Here is a 19,058-nt window from a genome sequence, read left to right on the forward strand (position 1 = left end):
GCGATCGAGGCGGGGGTGCTGTGCGCGAATTTCACGAGTCCATTCCCCTGAGCCCACTACTGCGGCGGTCGGCGGTCGCATTGTGCGTCGTCCTCGGAATTGTCCTGGTAATTGTCTGCGGGTTCGCGGCAATCGTGGATCGCGACTCGGCGGGCTACGTCGGCGCCGTGTTGTCCACGGTCCTGTCCTTCGGGTTGGCCGCGTACATGTGGAAGGTGCGCGTGATCATCACCACAGACGTCGAACGAGTGTCGATCGCGCTGTCTCCGGGGCTGCGTCAGGTATTTCGGTGGGACGAAGTTGTGTCTGCCACTGCAGTACATATCGGGATGGGCTCCGGAATCGGTTATCGAATGACCGGCCCAGGTTTGCGGGTAATTCTCGCATCTCCCGGCGACGGGGTCCGCTTTCGTCTGCATGACGGCCGTGAAATCTCGGTGGCAACACCTCGAAGGGACGAGCTGATCGAACTCGCCCGGCGGCGGGCGCCGGACCTGCAGTGAGCGTTGCAGGTGGACCGGTGAAAAACGGGGTGCGCCTATCCTGGATAATTGACATCAGTTCTGTGTTTCAGGCGCGCTGTTCAGGGCCTGTGATGCCGGACCGGTTTGCTGCCGCTTGCACAGGCACCCCGTTTGCGTACGAGAGGAACTCTCATGCTTGCCCGCACCGACCTGCGTGGTCGTACCCCATCCACGGCCGAACTTCGCGCCGCGCTTCCCCGAGGTGGAGTGGATGTGGACGCGGTACTGCATCAGGTTCGCCCGATGGTCGAAGCCGTCCGTGATCGCGGGGCAGAAGCCGCCCTCGAGTTCGGCGAGAAGTTCGACGGCGTTCGTCCGGCTTCGGTTCGTGTACCAGCAGCCGAGCTCGAGCGCGCACTTCGTGAACTCGACCCCGCAGTCAAGGAAGCCCTCGAGGTTGCGATCGAGCGCACCCGCAAGGTGCACGCCGATCAGCGTCGCAAGGACACCGTCACCGAGGTCGTTCCGGGTGGCACGGTCACCGAGCGTTGGGTTCCGGTCGAGCGCGTCGGGCTGTACGTGCCCGGCGGCAATGCCGTGTACCCGTCCAGCGTTGTCATGAACGTCGTGCCGGCTCAGACGGCCGGCGTCGGATCGCTTGTTGTCGCCTCGCCGCCCCAAGCCGACTTCGGCGGATTGCCGCACCCGACCATCCTTGCCGCAGCAGCCATGCTCGGCGTCGACGAGGTGTGGGCCGTCGGCGGCGGGCAGGGCGTCGCCCTCCTTACCTACGGCGGAACCGACACCGATGGAACCGAGCTTGTCCCGGTCGACCTCATCACCGGTCCCGGCAACATCTACGTCACTGCCGCCAAGCGTCTGTGCCGCGGACTGGTCGGCATCGACGCGGAAGCCGGTCCCACCGAGATCGCGATCCTCGCCGACCACACCGCTGACCCGGTCCACGTTGCCGCCGATCTCATCAGCCAGGCCGAGCACGACGTGATGGCCGCCAGCGTTCTTGTCACGACCAGCGTCGACTTGGCCGACGCGGTCGACAAGGCTCTGGCTGCGCAGCTCGAGATCACCAAGCATCGCGAGCGCGTCACCACGGCACTGACCGGCAGCCAGTCGGGCACGGTGCTCGTTTCTGATGTTTCCGCTGGTCTGCGCGTCGTCAATGCGTATGCGGCAGAGCACCTCGAGATCCAGACCGAGGATGCAACCGGGGTGGCAGCTCAGGTCACCAGCGCTGGTGCCGTGTTCGTCGGCCCGTGGGCGCCGGTCAGTCTCGGCGACTACTGCGCCGGCTCCAACCACGTTCTGCCGACGGCCGGGTGTGCACGCCACTCCTCCGGTCTGAGTGTGCAGACGTTCCTTCGTGGAATCCACGTGATCGACTACTCCGAGTCTGCACTGAAAGACGTTGCCGGACACGTCATCACGCTGGCCAATGCGGAGGACCTGCCGGCTCACGGCGAGGCTGTGCGTCTGCGATTCGAGGCTCTGCGATGAGTAGTGCTCCTGGAGAGTCGATTTCGGTCGACGCCCTTCCGATTCGCGAGAACCTGCGTGGAAAGTCGGCGTACGGCGCACCGCAGTTGACGGTTCCGGTTCAGCTCAACACGAACGAGAACCCGCATCCGCCGACCCAGGCGCTCATCGACGATGTGGCCGAATCCGTGCGCGAAGCCGCGAAGGAACTGCACCGCTACCCCGACCGTGACGCTGTCGCGTTGCGGACGGATCTGGCGGCGTACCTGTCGAAGCAGACGGGTGTACCGGTCACCGTCGACAATCTGTGGGCGGCAAACGGATCGAACGAGATTCTGCAGCAGCTGTTGCAGGCATTCGCAGGTCCGGGACGTAGCGCGATGGGTTTTGTTCCCTCGTATTCGATGCATCCGATCATCGCCGACGGTACCGATACCGAGTGGGTCGAGGTCTTCCGTCGGGACGACTTCGCACTCGACGTGGATGCTGCCGTCACCGTGATCGCGGAACGTCGACCCGACGTCGTGTTCGTGACCAGCCCCAACAACCCGACCGGACACAGCGTCGGCATTGCGGAACTGCGACGCATCCTCGACGTGGCGCCGGGCATCGTGATCGTCGACGAGGCGTATGCGGAGTTCTCCGCTGCCCCCAGCGCGATGACGCTGATCGAGGAGTTCCCAGCCAAGCTGGTTGTGACCCGCACCATGAGCAAGGCTTTCGCGTTTGCCGGTGGCCGACTCGGCTACCTCGCCGCCGCTCCCGCGTTCATCGACGCACTGTTGTTGGTGCGCTTGCCGTATCACCTCTCGGTGGTCACGCAAGCGGCGGCACGTGCCGCCCTGCGTCACGCCGACGAGACCCTCGGCAGTGTGCACGCCTTGTCCGCCGAGCGCGATCGAGTGTCGAAGGCGCTGGCGGACACCGGTTTCCGAGTGATTCCCAGTGACGCGAACTTCATCTTGTTCGGTCAGTTCACCGACAGTGCACAGACGTGGAAGGAATACCTCGACCGCGGGGTCCTCATCCGCGACATCGGCATCCCCGGATATCTGCGGGCCACCGTGGGACTCGAAGCCGAGAACGACGCGTTCATCAAGGCCAGTGACGAAATCGCAGGCACCCAGCTGGTCGACACGAATTCAGGAGAGACGGCATGAGCGATCGCATCGCGCGGATCGAACGAACAACTCGGGAATCAAGCATCGTCGTCGAACTGAATCTGGACGGGACCGGCATCGTCGACGTCTCCACCGGCGTTCCGTTCTTCGACCACATGCTCAACGCGTTGGGTACTCACGCCAGCTTCGATCTCGACGTCAAGGCGAAGGGCGACGTCGAGATCGACGCTCACCACACCGTCGAGGACACCGCGATCGTCTTCGGCCAGGCGCTCGGCCAGGCACTCGGCGACAAGAAGGGCATCCGTCGTTTCGGCGACGCTTTCATCCCGATGGATGAAACGCTGGCGCACGCGTCGGTCGACGTCTCCGGTCGCCCTTACTGCGTGCACACCGGGGAGCCCGACTACATGGTGCATTCCGTCATCGGCGGGTACCCGGGCGTTCCGTATCACGCGGTGATCAACCGCCACGTGTTCGAGTCGATCGCATTGAATGCACGTATCGCACTGCACGTTCGGGTTCTGTACGGCCGCGATCAGCATCACATCACCGAAGCCGAGTACAAGGCCGTTGCGCGCGCTCTGCGTGAGGCGGTCGAGCCGGATCCGCGCGTGAGTGGCGTGCCGTCGACGAAGGGCACACTGTGAGCGTCCTCTTCACCTATCTGCTGTTCATCGGTGCGGGAATTGCCGTGGGCGGCGCCTACTCGATGTTCAAGGTCAACAAGCTTGCGTCGGGAATCCTTCTGGCGTTGGCGGTTCTGGCGGCGGTAGCAGGCGCACTGCGTCTGTGACGCGAAAAGTGACTGTGTCTGAGACGCAAGATCCTGCTCCATCGCCGGGGTTGCTTCGCACACCGGGCATGATCGGTGTCCTGATCATGGCGGCAGCAGCTTTCGGTGGCTGGTCGTTGCTGTTGCCGGTGGTGCCGTTGCTGGTTGCGCAGTCCGGCGGATCGGATGCGCTTGCCGGATCGGTGACCGGTGTCTTCATGGCGGCCACGGTCTTGACGCAACTGCTCGTGCCTCGGTTGTTGCGGACGCAGGGCTACCGGCGCGTGCTGGCGGTCGGGTGTCTGCTCCTCGGTCCACCGTCGTTGGTGCTGTTGATCTCGGCCGACGCCGGTCCTGTCCTGGCGGTTTCCGCGGTGCGTGGTATCGGTTTCGGCATGCTGACGGTGGCCGGCAGTGCACTGGTGGCGGAGTTGGCGCCCAAACGAATTCTGGGCCGTGCCACCGGTGCCCAGGGAATCGCGATCGCAGCGTCACAAATGGCGGGGCTTCCGCTGGGGCTTGCAATCATGGAACGGTGGTCGGCGACACCGGTGTTCGTCCTCGGTGCGCTGATCCCGGCGCTCGCGCTGGTGGCCATTGCCGGGTTGCCGAAGATCTTCGCCCAGCCGACCGGGGAATCCGTTCGACTGAGTGTGTTCGCCGTCTTGGTTCCGGTGCTCGCTCTGGCGTGTGTGTCCGCCTCGTTCGGCGGATTGTCGTCTCTACTGCCGATCGCAATCTCGGAGCGTGCGGCCGTTGCTGGAGTGGTGTTGGCGACCGCCAGTGGGTCGATGTTGGTCGGCCGGTACTCGGCGGGCCTGATCGCCGATCGTCTCGGCAGTGGTCGGACACTCGCGCCGGCATTGGCGTCGTCGACCATCGGATTGGTGCTGTTCGCGATCAACGTCGACGGCGGGTCGACGCCGGTCTTGTTCTGCGCGGCGGTCCTTTTCGGGCTGGGGTTCGGGGCGGTGCAGAACGAGTCCTTGGTCATGGCGTTTCAGGCTGCCGGCCCGAGGCAACTCGGATCCGCCAGCGCGATCTGGAACATCGGCTACGACGCCGGCACCGGAATCGGTGCACTGGCGTTGGGATTCGTGGCCACGACTGCCGGCTATGCGTGGGTCTTCGCGGTCTCTGCGGTCGTTGTCGCTCTGCTCCCGGCACTGGCCGCGGGCGGCAAAGTGATCGGCAGCAGGGTTGCCCGATAGAGTTGGGGCATGAGCGCTTCCACGATTGCTGTACTCGATTACGGCTCCGGCAACCTGCATTCGGCCACTCGCGCACTGGCGCGCACCGGGGCGCAGGTGGAGGTGACCAACGACATGAAGGTTGCACTGGCGGCCGACGGTCTCGTGGTGCCCGGCGTCGGCGCGTTCGCGGCCTGCATGGAAGGTCTGCGTGCAGTGCAGGGTGACCGAATCATCGGCAGACGCCTGGCCGGTGGCCGACCGGTGCTGGGCATCTGCGTCGGCATGCAGATTTTGTTCGACCGGGGAGTCGAATTCGGTGTCGAGGCGGAGGGCTGTGGCGAATGGCCCGGCACCGTCGAGAGGCTCCAAGCAGAGGTCCTGCCGCACATGGGCTGGAACACCGTGGAGGCGCCGGAGTCCAGCACCCTGTTCAAGGGCATAGACGCCGATACCCGCTTCTACTTCGTCCACTCCTACGGTGTGCAGAGTTGGGAGCTCGCGCCGTCCGAGCACATTGCACCCCCGAAGCTGACATGGGCCGATCAAGGCGGAAAGTTCCTCGCTGCCGTCGAGAACGGTGCGTTGTCGGCAACGCAGTTCCACCCCGAGAAATCCGGTGACGCAGGCGCCGAGTTGCTGAGCAACTGGGTGCAGAGTTTGTGACCGGGGGATCCGGACCGAACCGCGGTGACGATTTCTCCCTCGCCCGTCTGGCGTTGTTCTCGCTCGGCGCCGCTGTGGCTGCGCTGGCGGTCGCAACCGTCGTCATCGTTGTTCTCAAACCATCGCCGGGCGTCGGCCTCGTGATCGGTCTCGTGGGGGTCGTCGCTGCGATTGCGGCAATGGGCGTCGTATCCAAGCGGATGACCCGAAAAGCGTTCGGTGACCCGGAAGACGGTTCGAGGTCCTGACCTACTAGGGTTACCGCACGTGAGCCTGGTCCTTTTGCCTGCTGTAGATGTCGTCAACGGTGAAGCTGTTCGCCTCGTGCAAGGAGAGGCGGGAAGTGAGACCGGTTACGGGTCGCCCCGCGACGCTGCTCTTGCGTGGCAGAACGACGGTGCCGAATGGGTGCATCTTGTCGACCTCGACGCTGCTTTCGGGCGTGGGTCCAACAGTGAACTGTTGGCCGGCGTCATCGGCGACCTGACGGTCAAGGTGGAACTGTCCGGTGGGATCCGCGACGACGCTTCCCTGGAAGCCGCACTGGCCACCGGCTGTGCTCGCGTGAATCTCGGTACTGCCGCTATCGAAGATCCCGAGTGGTGTGCGCGTGCATTGGCCAAGTACGGCGACAAGATCGCTGTCGGCCTCGATGTTCGTCTCGTCGACGGTCAGTACCGCACCCGTGGTCGCGGCTGGGTCACCGACGGCGGCGATCTGTGGGAGACCCTCGCGCGTCTGGACCGTGACGGCTGCACTCGTTACGTCGTCACCGACGTCTCCAAGGACGGCACACTCACCGGTCCCAATCTCGAACTTCTCAGCCAGGTGTGCGCGGTCACCGACGCGCACGTCGTCGCCTCCGGTGGTGTGTCGACCATCGAGGATCTACTCGCCATTTCCAGCCTGGTTGATCAGGGTGTCGAGGGCGCGATCGTGGGCAAGGCATTGTATGCCGGTCGCTTCACTCTCCCCGAAGCACTGGCAGCAGTTTCCGGATAGATTTTCCAGATGACTCCGACGCGTGACCTCGACGAACTTCTCGCGATTGCGGGTCGGCTTCTCGACGGCGTCCACGATCAGTTCGTCTCCGGTGTCGGCGCCCCGAGTGCGGTCCGCAAGGGCTGGGGTGATTTTGCCACCGAGGTCGATCTTGCGCTCGAGAAGCGGTTGACCGCGGAGTTGTTCGAGCAGACCGGCATCGAGGTGCACGGCGAGGAATTCGGCGGTCCCGACGTCGGTTCCGGGCTCGTCTGGGTTCTCGACCCCGTTGACGGTACTTTCAACTACTCGGCCGGATTGCCCACTGCCGGAACGTTGTTGGCGCTTCTCGACGACGGTGTCCCGGTGCTCGGATTGACCTGGCTTCCATTGATCGGTCACACGTACGCGACTCGCGCCGGCGGTCCGTTGTTGGTCAATGGAATCGCCGTACCGCCGCTGGAGCCAACCGATCTGGCGTCGTCGATCGTCGGCTTGGGTGCGCTCAACGTCAACAGTCGAGGGCGGATCCCCGGCAGTTTCCGTCTCGACCTCCTCGCCGAGATCAGCAAGGTGTCCTCGCGGATCCGGATACACGGTTCAACCGGAGTCGATCTGGCCTTCACCGCGGCCGGCATCCTGGGCGGTGCGATCGTCTACGGCCGCAACGCGTGGGACAACGCGGCCGGGGTCGCGCTCGTTCGCGGTGCGGGCGGGGTGGTCACCGACCTGGCCGGCCGCCCGTGGACCGTAGAATCGGAGTCGGTGCTCGCTGCCGCTCCGGGCATCCACGGTGAGATTCTCGATATCCTCAACGCGCTCGGTGATCCGCGCGCTTCGTCCTCAGGAGGACCACAGTCATGACCCTCGCAGTTCGTGTGATTCCGTGCCTCGACGTCGACGCCGGGCGAGTGGTCAAGGGTGTCAATTTCGAGAATCTTCGCGACGCCGGAGATCCGGTGGAACTCGCGGCAGCGTACGACGCTCAGGGCGCCGACGAACTGACCTTCCTGGACGTGACCGCCTCCACGTCGGATCGCGGCACGATGCTCGACGTCGTAAGTCGCACTGCCGAGCAGGTTTTCATTCCTCTGACCGTCGGCGGTGGAGTGCGCACGGTCGCGGATGTCGATCGTCTGCTGCGTGCCGGTGCCGACAAGGTCAGCGTGAACACCGCGGCGATTGCGCGCCCGGAACTGCTGAAGGAACTGAGTGAGCGTTTCGGCTCGCAGTGCATCGTCCTCTCGGTCGATGCCCGCACCGTTCCCCAGGGGCAGCCGGACACACCGTCGGGGTGGGAGGTCACGACGCACGGGGGCAAGCGCGGCACCGGGATCGACGCTGTCGAGTGGGCCGAGCGTGGTGCAGAGTTGGGAGTGGGGGAGATCCTGCTCAACTCGATGGATGCCGACGGCACCAAAGCGGGCTTCGACCTTCTGATGATCCGCGCTGTCCGGGCGGCAGTCCACGTACCGGTGATCGCCAGTGGCGGTGCCGGCCTGGTCGAGCACTTTGCCCCTGCAGTCGAAGCGGGCGCAGACGCAGTTCTCGCAGCAAGTGTCTTCCACTTCGGCGATCTGAGCATCCCGGAGGTCAAGGATGCGATGCGTGCCGAGGGAATCGTCGTTCGCTAGGCGTTCTCGGCGCGGATTCCGTCGAACATGAGGCGGCTGATGGCTTGGTTCAACGCCGTGCAGTCGACGGACGAACCGGCTCGCAATCCTTGAATCGCACTTGCCAGCATCATGCCGTTGACGGCCTGCGCAGTGTTGTCGACGTCGAGGTCGGCGCGTAGATAGCCGCATTCGACTCCGTGATGCAGGTACGCCGCGGTCAAGGATGCCGACTGGTCGAGTAGATCGAGCATCCGGCCAGTGAGATCGGCGTCGACGCCTGTCGTCTCGAAGAGCAGAACCCGCGGAATGCGCGGGTCGTCGAAGAAGATGCGGGGGAGCGCTTCGGCGATGCGACCGACCTGGGCGCGGTACTCGTCCAATGTATTTGCTGCGTCAGGGGCATTTTCGACGGCGAGTGCGCTGATGATCTTTGCGATCAGATCGTCGATGACGTGGTCGATGATGTCGCGCTTGTTCTCGAAGTACCGGTAGAAGGTCCCGTGACCGATTCCGAGAGTTGTTGCGATATCGGCAATTCCGGTCGCGTGGTAGCCGCGTTCCGCGAAGCACTCGAATGATGCGTCGATGATCTCGCGGCGCAATTCCGCCTTTTTTCGTTCCGCTCTGGTCATGGCCTTCGTCACATCAGGAATGATACCGTTCTCAATAACGGAATGACGTGTCAGTTTCTGATGTGCAGTTTTTCTGATGTGCAGTTCACGAGAGGGATTCTCCGATGGCAGTGCAGTACGACGCAGTTGTGGTGGGGGCGGGCTTCGGCGGAATGGGTGCGGCCATTCAACTCAAGCGGCTGGGCCTGAACAACCTGGCGATCCTCGAGCGCGAGGACGATCTGGGTGGAACCTGGCACGTCAACCGCTATCCCGGTCTGGCTGTCGACATCGCGTCGGTCACCTACTCGTATTCGTTCGAGCCCAATCCGAACTGGTCCAGGCTTTTCGCACCGGGCGCGGAACTGAAGAAGTACGCCGATCACGTCGCGGACAAGTACGATCTGCGGAAGCACATGACGTTCGGTGCCGTGGTCAACGGAGCCCGCTGGGACGAGGATTCCTCGCACTGGGTCGTATCCGTCGAAGGCGCGCCGGACATCACTGCCAAGTACCTCCTGACTGCGACGGGTTTCCTCTCGCAACCGCATCGGCCCGACATCTCCGGTATCGACGACTTCGCCGGCAAGATCATCCACACCACGGCCTGGGACGATTCCTACGATCTGTCCGGCACCAAGACCGCAATCATCGGAACCGGCGCCACCGCTGTGCAGTTGATCCCCGAGGTGGCGCGGCAGGCCGCAGAGTTGACCGTCTACCAACGCACCCCGATCTGGGTGGTTCCCAAGATCGACGTCTCCATTCCGAATGCAGTGCAGAAGCTGTTCTCGCGTATTCCGCTCACCCAGCGAATCGCCCGCGCTGTCAGTTCGTCGATCCTAGAAATGATCATGGTCAGCGCGGTCCTTCACTACAAGCAGGTCAAACTGTTGAACAAGGGTGCGGCGGCCGCATCACGTGCGTTTCTGCGGTCCCAGGTCAGCGACGCCAGCCTTCGCAAACAACTCACACCGGACTACGACTTCGGGTGCAAGCGTCCCACATTTTCCAACAACTACTTCCGTACGTTCACCAAGGACAACGTGCATCTCGAAACGACGCCGATCGACCACATCGCTGCCGACGGAATCGTCACCGCCGACGGTCGCAAGACCGAGATCGACACCTTGGTGCTGGCAACGGGATTCAACCTCTGGGATGTGAACTTTCCAGCCATCGAGGTTATCGGTCGCGAGGGACGAAACCTCGGTAAGTGGTGGCGCGACAACCGTTTCCAGGCCTACGAAGGGGTCGCGGTTCCGTATTTCCCCAACTTCCTCACGCTCGCCAGTCCGTACTCGTACAGCGGGTTGTCCTACTTCACGACGATCGAATCCCAGATGCAGCACATGGATCGACTGTTCGGCGAGGTGAAACGGCGCGGCGCGGAAACATTCGAGGTCACCGAAACTGCCAACGCCGAGTTCCTCGACCGGATGACCGAGAACCTGGCGGACTCCGTCTTCTACGGCGGTAGTTGCCAGACTGCACGAAGCTATTACTTCAATCAGCACGGCGAGGCTGCGATTCTGCGGCCCACGTCTACACGGAATGCGTTCGTCGAAGCGAAACGCTTTCCGCTCGAGGACTATTCGATCATCTAGGCGGGCTTGTCCCGCGTTCGGCTATCTTGCCGAGCTGACTCCGGTCGGAACCGATATCACGGGATAACGGTTCTGCCGGTTCAGTCGGGAAGTGACCGAGATGTGCATCAGTCGGCTCACCGCGGAGGCAGCGCCTTTTCGCGGAGATTCGATCACGATGGTAAATGCGTCGTATTTGTCCGCGGTTGCGAGAATGACACCGGCCGGGTCTCCATAGGTGCAGTCGTACGTCCAGGTGTCGGCGTGCGAGGCAAGTGCCGAGGTTGTCTGCTCGCGTTGCGACACCATCTCGTCGTGCAGACGCGTTTCGAATTCTGGTGAGTCGGTTTCGACAGGTAGGTCCTCTGACGTGATGCAGTGAACGACGTGGAGGGCTGAATCCTCCTTGGCGGCAAGCGTCAGTGCGTAGCTGAGTACATTCTTGCTGGTAGCACCTGGGCCGATGCCGAGAACGACGTGGCGGGTTCGGACGCGATCGGTACTCGGGTTCGCGAGATGGCAGATGTACTCCGGGTGCGGACCGTCATGATGCTGATGGTTCATGTCGGATCTTCTTCCAGAGCGAGAAGCGAAGGAACTTCCATTCTAGGGCGGCCGTGCAGGGGAATTCCACGGAAGTCACAGGTGGAAGGTATAAACGTCATATGAGTCTTGATCCCGCAATCGCGGCGAAGCTGAAGCGAAACGACGCCGGACTGTTCAGCGCGGTTGCGCAGGAGAAGTCGACCGGTGATGTGCTGATGGTCGCGTGGATGGACGACGAAGCGCTCGCGCGAACACTGGAAACCCGTAAGGGGACGTACTATTCGCGCTCGCGGCAGCAGTACTGGGTCAAGGGTGAGACGTCGGGGCACACCCAGTACGTCCACGAGGTGCGACTCGACTGTGACGGCGATTCCGTCTTGCTGATCGTCGATCAGGAGGGCGCCGCGTGCCACACCGGCACTCACACGTGTTTCGACACCGACGTCCTGCTCGCTGCTGAGCAGTGACGCGAGATGGCCACTGACAAGACTCCACAACCGCTCGATTACTCGTTCACCGCTCCCATCGAGAAAGACGGTGCGTTCGCAACGTTCTTGGCCGTGCCCGGCTCGGCGGAAATTCTGGGAACCAGACGCGCTGTGAAGGTGGTCGGGACCCTCGATGGTGAGCATCCCTTCGAGGCGACGCTGATGCCCTCCGGTGACGGACCGCACTGGCTTCCGCTGCGCGTGGCGCTGTGCAAGGCGATCGGCAAGAGCGCCGCTGGAGAAGAGGTAGCGGTACATCTACAGCAGCGACTGAGCTGAAAGTTTCGCTCGAACCGAGGAGTCTCATGGTCGACAAAGCAGTTGATTCGTTGCAGTTGGTGGCGCGAGAACTGGGCCCGTTCGGCGGAGACGAGGGGAAAACGCGCATGCTGCGCATGTCGCGGACTCTCGCGGCACCAATAGGCACGGTCTGGGCGGCGATCACCGAGTTCGACCGCATTCGCCAATGGTTCATGCCGGTCGCGGGAGAAGCCATGATCGGCGGCCACTATCAGCTCGAGGGCAACGCCGGCGGCGAGATTTTGGCGTGCGAAGCTCCTCGAACTCTTCGCATCACCTGGGAATATGGCGGCGATGTGAGCTATGTGACTGTAAATCTCGCCGAAAAGGGCAGTGGTGCAACGCTGTTCGATTTCGAACATGCCGCGGACGTGGAGCCGGATCGGTGGGCCGAGTACGGTCCAGGTGCCGTCGGCGTCGGGTGGGACATGGGACTGCTCGGGCTGGCTCGACACGTGGAACTGGGGATCGCGACGCCACTCGAGACACCCGAGTGGTCGGCGAGCGACGAGGCCAAGGCATTCATCGCGGGAAGCAGTGAACTGTGGGCCGAAGCTGCGATCGCATCGGGCGACGACCCGGATGCGGCTGCAGCCGCCGCGGCTCGCACGACCGCTGCATACACCGGGTAGATCACCTCTACGAGGACTAACATCGGATTAGTCTGGTTGTTGCGGGACTTCCGCGCCACGAGCGGAGACGACGATGGTGTATCGGCTCATCGAAGTAGTAACGGTGTTCGTTCACTTCGGGTTTGTCCTCTATGTGGTGCTGGGTGGATTCGTGGCGTGGAAGTGGCGTCGTACCATCGGTTTCCACCTTCTTGCAGTCGTCTGGGGAGTCGGTTCGATAGCGGTCGGATACGACTGCCCGCTGACCAATCTCGAGAACTGGGCCCGCCGGATGGCCGGGATCGCGGAGTTGCCGTCCACCGGATTCATCTCGCACTACATCACCGGCGTGTTCTATCCGGCGAGTATCGAAGGCCTTGTACAGGCGCTCGCGGCGACAGTGGTTGTCGGATCCTGGGTAGGATACGTGCTGCTCGGACGGCATGCGAAGGGTGAGGTCAAAGCCTCTTCAGCGACCTGATTCCGTACAAACGATCCCAGCCGTTTCCGAATGGAAACGACTGGGAGGTGCTACCAGGATTTACGCGCGAGTCAGGGCTACCACCGGGATTGTGCGGATCCCAGCGGTCTTCTCCGCGTATTCGGCAAATCCCGGGTATCGACTGGCCTGCTCGTCGTAGATGCGGTCACGCTTATCGCCGGTTACTTCGCTGACGGAGACCGGGTATGTTTCGGTGCCGATCTCGACCTCTGCCTGGTCGGTGGCAACGAGGTTGTAGTACCAGTCGGGATTGGTCGGGGCACCGGCCTTGGATGCAAAAACGTAGATGGTCTTCGGATCCTGCTCGTCTGCCAGATACATCATGGGACTCACGAAATCGCGTCCGGATTTGCGTCCTGTGTGGTGGACCAACACCATGGGCGCACCTTCGAAGGGGCCGCCTACCTTGCCCTCGTTCTCCCGAAATTCCGCAATGATTCCTGCGTTCCAATCGTCGGTACTCATCGTTGTCTCCCGGTCTGCGAGTGGCGAAGGGCTCTGCCGCCAAGCTTTGCACAACTGGTGAATCGACGAGAGGTCATCTTCGGCGTCCAGCATGATCTACTATCTACGTATGAACGCAGATAGTGGTGTTTGTCGCCGCAAGCTTCCCGATGATCAAGTCGACCTCGTCGTCGAGGTGTTCCGCATGCTGGCCGACGCAACCCGTGTGCAGGTCTTGTGGGCATTGGTCGACCGCGAGTGCTCGGTGAACGAACTGGCGGAACGCGTCGGCAAGCCGGCGCCCTCGGTGTCGCAGCACCTGGCGAAATTGCGCATGGCAAGGTTGGTACGAACCCGCCGCGATGGTACGACGGTGTTCTATCGCCTGGAGAACGACCATGTGCGCCAACTGGTTACGGACGCGGTCTTCAATGCGGAGCATGCCGGACCCGGATTGCCGGGGCATCACCGTAGTGAAGGTGAGCTTCGGGAGATACACCCGGAGCGCTCGGCGAACGTCGATCGGACCGATCAAGAAGAAGGTGCGTCGTGACGCACGAACCCAAGACGTCCCACGGCCACGGCCACGGCCACCGCCATGTCCACGGGCCGAAGGGATTTCGATCGGCAGTCCGCGAAGTGTTCTCGCCGCACAGTCACGACGCTGCCGACAGTGTCGACGACGCATTGGAATCGAGCGTAATCGGCATCCGGGCGGTCAAGATCAGTCTTGTTGCGCTCGGAGTCACCGCAGTTGCTCAGGTCGCGATCGTGGCGATCTCGGGTTCGGTGGCGCTGCTGGCGGACACCATTCACAACTTCTCCGACGCGCTCACGGCAGTCCCACTCTGGATTGCCTTCGCGCTCGGTCGGCGCGCTGCGACCAGGCGCTATACCTATGGTTTCGGGCGTGCGGAGGATTTGGCCGGACTGTTCGTGCTCGCCATGATCGCACTGTCGGCAGTGATCGCCGGTGTCGAGGCGGTGAGGCGATTGATCAACCCGGTCGAGATCGAGCACCTCGGTTGGGTAGCGGCGGCAGGTTTGATCGGTTTCATCGGAAACGAATTGGTGGCGTTGTATCGGATCAGGGTCGGCAGGCAAATCGGTTCAGCGGCCCTGGTGGCCGATGGATTGCATGCTCGGACCGACGGATTCACTTCGCTCGCAGTCCTTCTGGGGGCGGGGGGAGTTGCGCTGGGTTTCCCGTTGGCAGATCCGATCATCGGCCTTGTCATCACCGTTGCCATCGTGGCGGTGCTCAGGACTGCAGCGCGAGACGTCTTCCGGAGGTTGATGGACGGCGTCGAACCTGAGTTGGTGGACGACGCAGAGCATGCATTGATGCACGAACCTGGAGTCCTCGGTGTTCGTGATCTGAAGATGCGGTGGATCGGACACCGACTGCATGCCGATGCAGAACTCGACATCGATCCCCGGGCAACACTTGCCGAAGCTCATGCGATTGCACACAGCGCCGAGCATTCGCTCACTCACGCGGTGCCCAAACTCGCTACTGCCTTGGTGCATGCGTACCCGGCGCATGACGCGGCCAACTCCGAAGTCTGATACCGGCCGCCTTCCCGGTGATCTGTGCTTGATGTCAAGCGCAGGCGGCTTCCCAGGCGAAACCGTCTGGGTCTGTGAAGGTTTCAGACGCGCCGGCAACGGTCAGACGGTGTGATCCGGTGCCTTCCGGAGCAACCCCGGCATCCTTTGCCAAAGCGCGGCGACCATACAGTGCGAGTGTCACATTGTTTGCTGCACTGGTGAATTCGACGTACTTGCGACCGAAGCTCTTGGACACCTCGAGTCCGCGGTCGAGGTAGAACTGCTTGCTGGCCTTGACGTCTTCGGCGCCGAGCAGCAGCACGAGGCTGTCGATCGTGCGGGTGGCCGGCCCGTCGTTCTTCTTCGACGACGTGGCGATCTTCCAGATGGAACCGTCTGGAGCCTGGACGACTCCGCCGTATCCCCAGAGGGATTTCTTGACAGGCTTCAAGGCGGTGGCACCGGCTGCGAGTGCTGCGCCGACGAAGGCGTCGACGATGTTAGGTCGAGAGACGACGAGCGAAAGGGTGTACCCACGAAACCCTGTTGTCGGTTCGTTCGATTCGTGTAGCTGGATTCGATCTCCGACGCCGAGAGCGTTGTAGAAGGCTTCGGCTGCCGCGAGGTCGGGAACGTCGAGGATCACGGATTGCGCGGTGGTCATCTGGGCGCTCCCTGCTGATGTGTGGATCGACGACGTGTGGTCGGAAGTGGACTTCTGTGGTGTGTTCATGTTTTTCAACGTAATTGCGGGTCCCGTGGCTGTGCTTCTCGATTTCTGATCGGTTTGCTGAGACTGCTTGCAAGGTGCAGCACTCACGCAGGCCTTAGGTGGGCGATTTATCGTGAATATCCTGTTCAGCCCATGTTTTCTCGATAGGCTGGTGAGCGCTGATCGGACGTATCTCACGCCACCATGGAACGGGGAAACCAGTGATCACACTGCGAGGAAAGTCGTTAGCCGCAGCAGTAGTGGTGTCCATGACGATGGCGTTGGCCGCGTGTACCTCCGGTGAATCGGCGCCCGAGGTGGGCGGCAATTACGGCTCTGGCGGAACCGCCGTCGACTATCGGGAGCCGGTGAAACTGAGTAGCCGAGATGGTGTTCTCGAGGTGCGCTTGTCCGCTCATCAGGGAGTGATTCCGCTCGATACCGCTTCGGCGCCCGTGTCGAATTTTCTGCTCTTCGGGTACGAGGTCATCCGCGGTACGGCGTCGGACGGATCGACCTCGGCGAGTGACGTCTATCCGGCGCCGACTCTCCGCGTCAATCCCGGAGAGCGATTGATCATTCATTACGACAACGATTTGCAGGATCTCACGATCCAGGACTTCTACGATCCGGCATTCACACCGGCGGGCGGGGACGTGCCGATCTATCCGCCGGCGCTGACGTCGGCTCCGCTGAATCTGCACACGCACGGAGTGCACGTGAGTCCGGACGGCAATGCGGACAACGTGTTGCTCAACATTCCCGCCGGCCAGGGAAACGTGTACGACTACGGGATTCCGGGGACGATGCCGAACGGTCTGTACTGGTATCACAGTCACCGGCACGCCCTCACCGCCCAGCAGACGTACATGGGCCTGGCCGGGCTACTGGAAATCGGCCGGCCGGACGGCAACCTGCCTGTCGTGACGGCAAACGACGTTCCGATTCGCGATATGGCACTGCAGTACAACTTCGTATTCGACCGAAAAGGAAAGGGCCGACAGCTCAACGACGCGAACTGGCCCCAATTCGTCAGTACGTTGACGCCACCCGCCGGTACGGAACTAGCCGACGGCACGTACCGTCCGAGCCTTGCTCCGGTGAATTTCTCGGACACCACCGAGGGCGCGCAGTATTTCACCAACTGGTACACCGGACCGTTGTCCCCGGCCAATCATCGTGGACAGAATCAATTCGTTCCAGGCAATCTGCAGAGCTTCGTGGGTGAATCGACGACTGTACCGGCCGATCCCTCACTGCCGGACAACCAACGCGATGTGCAGTACACCGTGAACGGTCAGTTCCAGCCGTCGCTGAAACTGAAGCCGGGGCAGACCGAGATCTGGGTGCTTGCCAACATCAGCGACTTTGCCTACATGCCGGTCACGTTGACGGAAACCGCAACCGGCGCCCATCCGAAGTTCGCCATCGTAGGGCAGGACGGAAACCCGTTCGACGAGGTCAGGCCACCCGTGGATGGGGACGGAACCAGGCTGGTGATTCCGCCGGCCTCGCGATACGCAATCGCAGTGACGATGCCGGAGTCCGGCGATCTGGTGCTGGAGATGCCACCGCTCGAAGGTGCAAAGCCGGTGAGCAATCCAGGCATTCTCTACACCAACAACGGTACCGACAATCCGCCCGCCGAACTCGGAACCGTCACCGTCGACCCGTCGGTGATCAGTTACGCGGACGGATTCTTCACGTTTCCGACTCAGCAGTTGATCCGTGCGACGCCAGACGAGGGTGAAGGAAAGACGACTCCCTTCGAGTTCGGACAGAAGCTCGATACCTACACCTCGTTCGTGGATACCGCAGCGATGACGCCCGACGTGACCCGCAATCTCACAGTGTCCGGTGGGTTCGGAAACGAGAAGGCCAGCAACAGCGATCCGAAGGCCTTCACCTACGAATTCGCCGACAACACGTTCCCCAACATTCCGCTGATTCAACCGCGACTGAATTCCGTTGAGGAATGGAAGATCACGAACCTCAACAACGACGAACACCCGATGCATATTCACGTCAACGACTTCCAGGTAACGGAAGTTGTGGATCCCGTCGCAGGTACCACGACGGGCGTTCAGCCCTGGGGAATCGACAACGTGAACGTGCCGGCGCCGGTGACGGACGAGAACGAGAATGCGCTGGAACCAGCATCGGTGACGTTGCGGACGAAGTTCACCGAGTACACCGGAACCTTTGTGATTCACTGCCACCGACTCAATCACGAGGACAACGGTTTGATGGCGACTGTCAACGTGATTCCCGAGGTATCGACATATGCCGTCGCGATACCTGGTTCGGCCGGCGTGCCCGCCAAGGTGCAGATATTCGATGCCAACGGCGACAAACTGATCACTGCTGTGACGCCCTTCCCGTCGTTCGAAGGCACCCCGAGTGTTGCGATGGCGGACGTGAACGGAGACATGGTGCTTGATCTGGTCGCTGGAACAGGTGCAGGCTCGGCTCCGGAAGTGGTGGCGTACAACGCAGTCGGCGGCGTGCCGTTCACCGACGAGTTGGCAAGATTCGCCCCCTTCGATGTGGGTTTCCGCGGTGGAGTGAACGTCGGCGGTGTCGACATCGACGGAAATGCACTGGCAGACAACATCATCGTTGCATCAGGCCCGGGGATGGAGTCGCAGGTCAAGATCTACTCCACCGACCTTCCGGCGGACAAGAGGTCCGCACCCGCAGAATTCGGTTCGTTCTCGCCGTACCCGGGATCGAGTAGCGGAGTCACGTTCGCAACCGGAATGGTTGACAGTCACTCCGGTCGAGCGAGCATCGTGACCGCACCGGGTGCGGGCGAGGAGCCGTTGATCAAGACGTTCCGCTACGACCTGTACGAACCGACGGCGGCTGCGCAGGGCGGCTCCGATGAACACGCAGGTCATACGGCTGGTCCTGTAATGACGTCGCAGTTCTTGGCATTCGATCAGGGCTACCGCGACGGGGTGTCTCTGTCGACGGGTTGGGTGGCCGGCGCCGAGGGCGGCGCAAAGTCGATAGTGGCAGGCATGCTCGGAGGAGAAGGATCAATCCGCGTCTTCTCGAGTGGATCCAGGCTCGACGGTGCACCCGAGATGTACCTCGAGAGTCCAGATCACCATTCGACGGACGTGGCATTTCGGGAGGTTGCAGCTTTCGACCCGTTCACCGCTCCAAAGTCGGGTGTGGGAGTGGCCACGACGAGCACGACTACCGGCGCGGATCTCCTCGTCAGCGGCAGCAACGGAACGGGTGCCGAAGTTCGGAAATTCACTCTCGGTCGTGCCGATCCGTCTGCGACCACATTGACACCGACGCTTGTGGGAACGCTGCCGCCCTATCCCGTCGGCGGGGGAGTTCTGCCGCTCGGCGGCCGATGATCCGGTTTTGAGAGTTACTGAAAGTA

At 62.3% G+C, this 19,058-nt stretch carries 23 protein-coding genes; 19 read left to right on the forward strand and 4 right to left on the reverse strand.

The window, feature by feature from the left end:
• Nucleotides 1-20 precede the first annotated feature (20 nt).
• The 11 genes from QRN54_RS18950 to hisF all read left to right on the forward strand — a co-directional run bounded on the left by QRN54_RS18950 (nucleotide 21) and on the right by hisF (nucleotide 8,325).
• Nucleotides 21-503, forward strand: coding sequence for a hypothetical protein (locus QRN54_RS18950; protein ID WP_235867877.1), 483 nt, complete (start codon nucleotides 21-23; stop codon nucleotides 501-503).
• A 153-nt stretch (nucleotides 504-656) separates the two neighbouring features.
• Nucleotides 657-1,979 carry a histidinol dehydrogenase gene (hisD, locus tag QRN54_RS18955; RefSeq protein ID WP_007732254.1) on the forward strand — a complete coding sequence of 441 codons (1,323 nt, stop codon included), beginning with the start codon at nucleotides 657-659 and terminating at the stop codon, nucleotides 1,977-1,979.
• Complete coding sequence (locus QRN54_RS18960; protein ID WP_218680904.1) at nucleotides 1,976-3,118, forward strand: histidinol-phosphate transaminase; 1,143 nt, start codon at nucleotides 1,976-1,978, stop codon at nucleotides 3,116-3,118. The genes hisD and QRN54_RS18960 overlap by 4 nt, the downstream gene beginning before the upstream one ends.
• Nucleotides 3,115-3,729: an imidazoleglycerol-phosphate dehydratase HisB gene (gene hisB / locus QRN54_RS18965; RefSeq protein WP_003942383.1), complete on the forward strand. Its 615-nt coding sequence runs from the start codon at nucleotides 3,115-3,117 to the stop codon at nucleotides 3,727-3,729. Before QRN54_RS18960 ends, hisB begins: the two co-directional genes overlap by 4 nt.
• Nucleotides 3,726-3,875: a CG2302 family histidine operon protein gene (locus QRN54_RS18970; protein ID WP_007732248.1), complete on the forward strand. Its 150-nt coding sequence runs from the start codon at nucleotides 3,726-3,728 to the stop codon at nucleotides 3,873-3,875. Before hisB ends, QRN54_RS18970 begins: the two co-directional genes overlap by 4 nt.
• 68 nt (nucleotides 3,876-3,943) lie before the next feature.
• Nucleotides 3,944-5,065, forward strand: coding sequence for an MFS transporter (locus tag QRN54_RS18975; RefSeq protein WP_042923080.1), 1,122 nt, complete (start codon nucleotides 3,944-3,946; stop codon nucleotides 5,063-5,065).
• 9 nt (nucleotides 5,066-5,074) lie between these two features.
• Complete coding sequence (gene hisH / locus QRN54_RS18980) at nucleotides 5,075-5,710, forward strand: imidazole glycerol phosphate synthase subunit HisH (RefSeq protein WP_285182799.1); 636 nt, start codon at nucleotides 5,075-5,077, stop codon at nucleotides 5,708-5,710.
• The gene (locus tag QRN54_RS18985) at nucleotides 5,707-5,958 is read left to right on the forward strand and encodes a hypothetical protein (RefSeq protein WP_042449550.1); all 252 of its coding nucleotides are present in this window, start codon (nucleotides 5,707-5,709) and stop codon (nucleotides 5,956-5,958) included. The genes hisH and QRN54_RS18985 overlap by 4 nt, the downstream gene beginning before the upstream one ends.
• Nucleotides 5,959-5,977: 19 nt before the next feature.
• Nucleotides 5,978-6,712, forward strand: coding sequence for a bifunctional 1-(5-phosphoribosyl)-5-((5-phosphoribosylamino)methylideneamino)imidazole-4-carboxamide isomerase/phosphoribosylanthranilate isomerase PriA (gene priA / locus QRN54_RS18990; protein WP_003942371.1), 735 nt, complete (start codon nucleotides 5,978-5,980; stop codon nucleotides 6,710-6,712).
• A gap of 9 nt (nucleotides 6,713-6,721) precedes the next feature.
• The gene (locus QRN54_RS18995; protein ID WP_003942414.1) at nucleotides 6,722-7,555 is read left to right on the forward strand and encodes an inositol monophosphatase family protein; all 834 of its coding nucleotides are present in this window, start codon (nucleotides 6,722-6,724) and stop codon (nucleotides 7,553-7,555) included.
• The gene (gene hisF / locus QRN54_RS19000) at nucleotides 7,552-8,325 is read left to right on the forward strand and encodes an imidazole glycerol phosphate synthase subunit HisF (protein ID WP_003942380.1); all 774 of its coding nucleotides are present in this window, start codon (nucleotides 7,552-7,554) and stop codon (nucleotides 8,323-8,325) included. Before QRN54_RS18995 ends, hisF begins: the two co-directional genes overlap by 4 nt.
• Here hisF and QRN54_RS19005 read toward each other — a convergent pair.
• Complete coding sequence (locus QRN54_RS19005; protein ID WP_185744506.1) at nucleotides 8,322-8,939, reverse strand: TetR/AcrR family transcriptional regulator; 618 nt, start codon at nucleotides 8,937-8,939, stop codon at nucleotides 8,322-8,324. The genes hisF and QRN54_RS19005 overlap by 4 nt on opposite strands.
• 104 nt (nucleotides 8,940-9,043) lie before the next feature.
• Between QRN54_RS19005 and QRN54_RS19010 the strand changes: the two genes are divergently transcribed.
• Nucleotides 9,044-10,525, forward strand: coding sequence for a flavin-containing monooxygenase (locus QRN54_RS19010; protein WP_058226986.1), 1,482 nt, complete (start codon nucleotides 9,044-9,046; stop codon nucleotides 10,523-10,525).
• 21 nt (nucleotides 10,526-10,546) lie between these two features.
• Here the strand turns inward: QRN54_RS19010 and QRN54_RS19015 are convergent, their stop codons facing one another.
• Complete coding sequence (locus QRN54_RS19015) at nucleotides 10,547-11,068, reverse strand: universal stress protein (RefSeq protein WP_285182800.1); 522 nt, start codon at nucleotides 11,066-11,068, stop codon at nucleotides 10,547-10,549.
• A 101-nt stretch (nucleotides 11,069-11,169) separates the two neighbouring features.
• On the opposite strand from QRN54_RS19015, the gene hisI reads away from it, so the two are divergent.
• The 4 genes from hisI to QRN54_RS19035 all read left to right on the forward strand — a co-directional run bounded on the left by hisI (nucleotide 11,170) and on the right by QRN54_RS19035 (nucleotide 12,930).
• A complete protein-coding gene (hisI, locus tag QRN54_RS19020) occupies nucleotides 11,170-11,517 on the forward strand; it encodes a phosphoribosyl-AMP cyclohydrolase (RefSeq protein ID WP_003942390.1) in 348 nt (115 codons plus the stop codon).
• 6 nt (nucleotides 11,518-11,523) lie between these two features.
• On the forward strand, nucleotides 11,524-11,817 hold the full coding sequence (locus QRN54_RS19025; protein ID WP_030537061.1) for a DUF1905 domain-containing protein: 294 nt from the start codon (nucleotides 11,524-11,526) through the stop codon (nucleotides 11,815-11,817).
• Between the two features lie 26 nt (nucleotides 11,818-11,843).
• Nucleotides 11,844-12,470, forward strand: a complete 627-nt coding sequence (locus QRN54_RS19030) for an SRPBCC family protein (protein WP_007732240.1) — start codon at nucleotides 11,844-11,846, stop codon at nucleotides 12,468-12,470.
• A 73-nt stretch (nucleotides 12,471-12,543) separates the two neighbouring features.
• Nucleotides 12,544-12,930 carry a DUF2784 domain-containing protein gene (locus tag QRN54_RS19035; RefSeq protein WP_030537060.1) on the forward strand — a complete coding sequence of 129 codons (387 nt, stop codon included), beginning with the start codon at nucleotides 12,544-12,546 and terminating at the stop codon, nucleotides 12,928-12,930.
• Between the two features lie 60 nt (nucleotides 12,931-12,990).
• Here the strand turns inward: QRN54_RS19035 and QRN54_RS19040 are convergent, their stop codons facing one another.
• Nucleotides 12,991-13,416 (reverse strand): nitroreductase/quinone reductase family protein, encoded by a 426-nt coding sequence (locus QRN54_RS19040; RefSeq protein WP_211921140.1) that lies wholly within the window; start codon nucleotides 13,414-13,416, stop codon nucleotides 12,991-12,993.
• Between the two features lie 109 nt (nucleotides 13,417-13,525).
• Here QRN54_RS19040 and QRN54_RS19045 point away from each other — a divergent pair, with 109 nt between their 5' ends.
• Nucleotides 13,526-13,948, forward strand: coding sequence for an ArsR/SmtB family transcription factor (locus QRN54_RS19045; RefSeq protein ID WP_003942406.1), 423 nt, complete (start codon nucleotides 13,526-13,528; stop codon nucleotides 13,946-13,948).
• Nucleotides 13,945-14,964 (forward strand): cation diffusion facilitator family transporter, encoded by a 1,020-nt coding sequence (locus QRN54_RS19050; RefSeq protein WP_031331634.1) that lies wholly within the window; start codon nucleotides 13,945-13,947, stop codon nucleotides 14,962-14,964. Before QRN54_RS19045 ends, QRN54_RS19050 begins: the two co-directional genes overlap by 4 nt.
• Nucleotides 14,965-14,998: 34 nt before the next feature.
• Here QRN54_RS19050 and QRN54_RS19055 read toward each other — a convergent pair whose 3' ends face one another.
• Complete coding sequence (locus QRN54_RS19055) at nucleotides 14,999-15,610, reverse strand: VOC family protein (RefSeq protein WP_042923073.1); 612 nt, start codon at nucleotides 15,608-15,610, stop codon at nucleotides 14,999-15,001.
• A gap of 317 nt (nucleotides 15,611-15,927) precedes the next feature.
• Between QRN54_RS19055 and QRN54_RS19060 the strand changes: the two genes are divergently transcribed.
• On the forward strand, nucleotides 15,928-19,032 hold the full coding sequence (locus QRN54_RS19060) for a multicopper oxidase family protein (protein WP_285182806.1): 3,105 nt from the start codon (nucleotides 15,928-15,930) through the stop codon (nucleotides 19,030-19,032).
• Nucleotides 19,033-19,058 lie beyond the last annotated feature (26 nt).

It is taken from the genome of Rhodococcus sp. MEB032 (assembly GCF_030208925.1).
Taxonomy (GTDB): domain Bacteria; phylum Actinomycetota; class Actinomycetes; order Mycobacteriales; family Mycobacteriaceae; genus Rhodococcus_F; species Rhodococcus_F qingshengii.

What these genes read in the sequence shown, in the direction of transcription:
- QRN54_RS18960 (WP_218680904.1), top strand. Translation starts at nt 1,976, where the DNA reads ATGAGTAGTGCTCCTGGAGAGTCGATTTCGGTCGACGCCCTTCCGATT.
- QRN54_RS18975 (WP_042923080.1), top strand. Translation starts at nt 3,944, where the DNA reads ATGATCGGTGTCCTGATCATGGCGGCAGCAGCTTTCGGTGGCTGGTCG.
- QRN54_RS19035 (WP_030537060.1), top strand. Translation starts at nt 12,544, where the DNA reads ATGGTGTATCGGCTCATCGAAGTAGTAACGGTGTTCGTTCACTTCGGG.
- QRN54_RS19060 (WP_285182806.1), top strand. Translation starts at nt 15,928, where the DNA reads ATGACGATGGCGTTGGCCGCGTGTACCTCCGGTGAATCGGCGCCCGAG.
- hisI (WP_003942390.1), top strand. Translation starts at nt 11,170, where the DNA reads ATGAGTCTTGATCCCGCAATCGCGGCGAAGCTGAAGCGAAACGACGCC.
- QRN54_RS19030 (WP_007732240.1), top strand. Translation starts at nt 11,844, where the DNA reads ATGGTCGACAAAGCAGTTGATTCGTTGCAGTTGGTGGCGCGAGAACTG.
- hisF (WP_003942380.1), top strand. Translation starts at nt 7,552, where the DNA reads ATGACCCTCGCAGTTCGTGTGATTCCGTGCCTCGACGTCGACGCCGGG.
- QRN54_RS19045 (WP_003942406.1), top strand. Translation starts at nt 13,526, where the DNA reads ATGAACGCAGATAGTGGTGTTTGTCGCCGCAAGCTTCCCGATGATCAA.
- hisH (WP_285182799.1), top strand. Translation starts at nt 5,075, where the DNA reads ATGAGCGCTTCCACGATTGCTGTACTCGATTACGGCTCCGGCAACCTG.
- hisD (WP_007732254.1), top strand. Translation starts at nt 657, where the DNA reads ATGCTTGCCCGCACCGACCTGCGTGGTCGTACCCCATCCACGGCCGAA.
- QRN54_RS19025 (WP_030537061.1), top strand. Translation starts at nt 11,524, where the DNA reads ATGGCCACTGACAAGACTCCACAACCGCTCGATTACTCGTTCACCGCT.
- hisB (WP_003942383.1), top strand. Translation starts at nt 3,115, where the DNA reads ATGAGCGATCGCATCGCGCGGATCGAACGAACAACTCGGGAATCAAGC.
- QRN54_RS19040 (WP_211921140.1), bottom strand. Translation starts at nt 13,416, where the DNA reads ATGAGTACCGACGATTGGAACGCAGGAATCATTGCGGAATTTCGGGAG.
- QRN54_RS19055 (WP_042923073.1), bottom strand. Translation starts at nt 15,610, where the DNA reads ATGACCACCGCGCAATCCGTGATCCTCGACGTTCCCGACCTCGCGGCA.
- QRN54_RS19010 (WP_058226986.1), top strand. Translation starts at nt 9,044, where the DNA reads ATGGCAGTGCAGTACGACGCAGTTGTGGTGGGGGCGGGCTTCGGCGGA.
- QRN54_RS19015 (WP_285182800.1), bottom strand. Translation starts at nt 11,068, where the DNA reads ATGAACCATCAGCATCATGACGGTCCGCACCCGGAGTACATCTGCCAT.
- QRN54_RS19005 (WP_185744506.1), bottom strand. Translation starts at nt 8,939, where the DNA reads ATGACCAGAGCGGAACGAAAAAAGGCGGAATTGCGCCGCGAGATCATC.
- QRN54_RS18995 (WP_003942414.1), top strand. Translation starts at nt 6,722, where the DNA reads ATGACTCCGACGCGTGACCTCGACGAACTTCTCGCGATTGCGGGTCGG.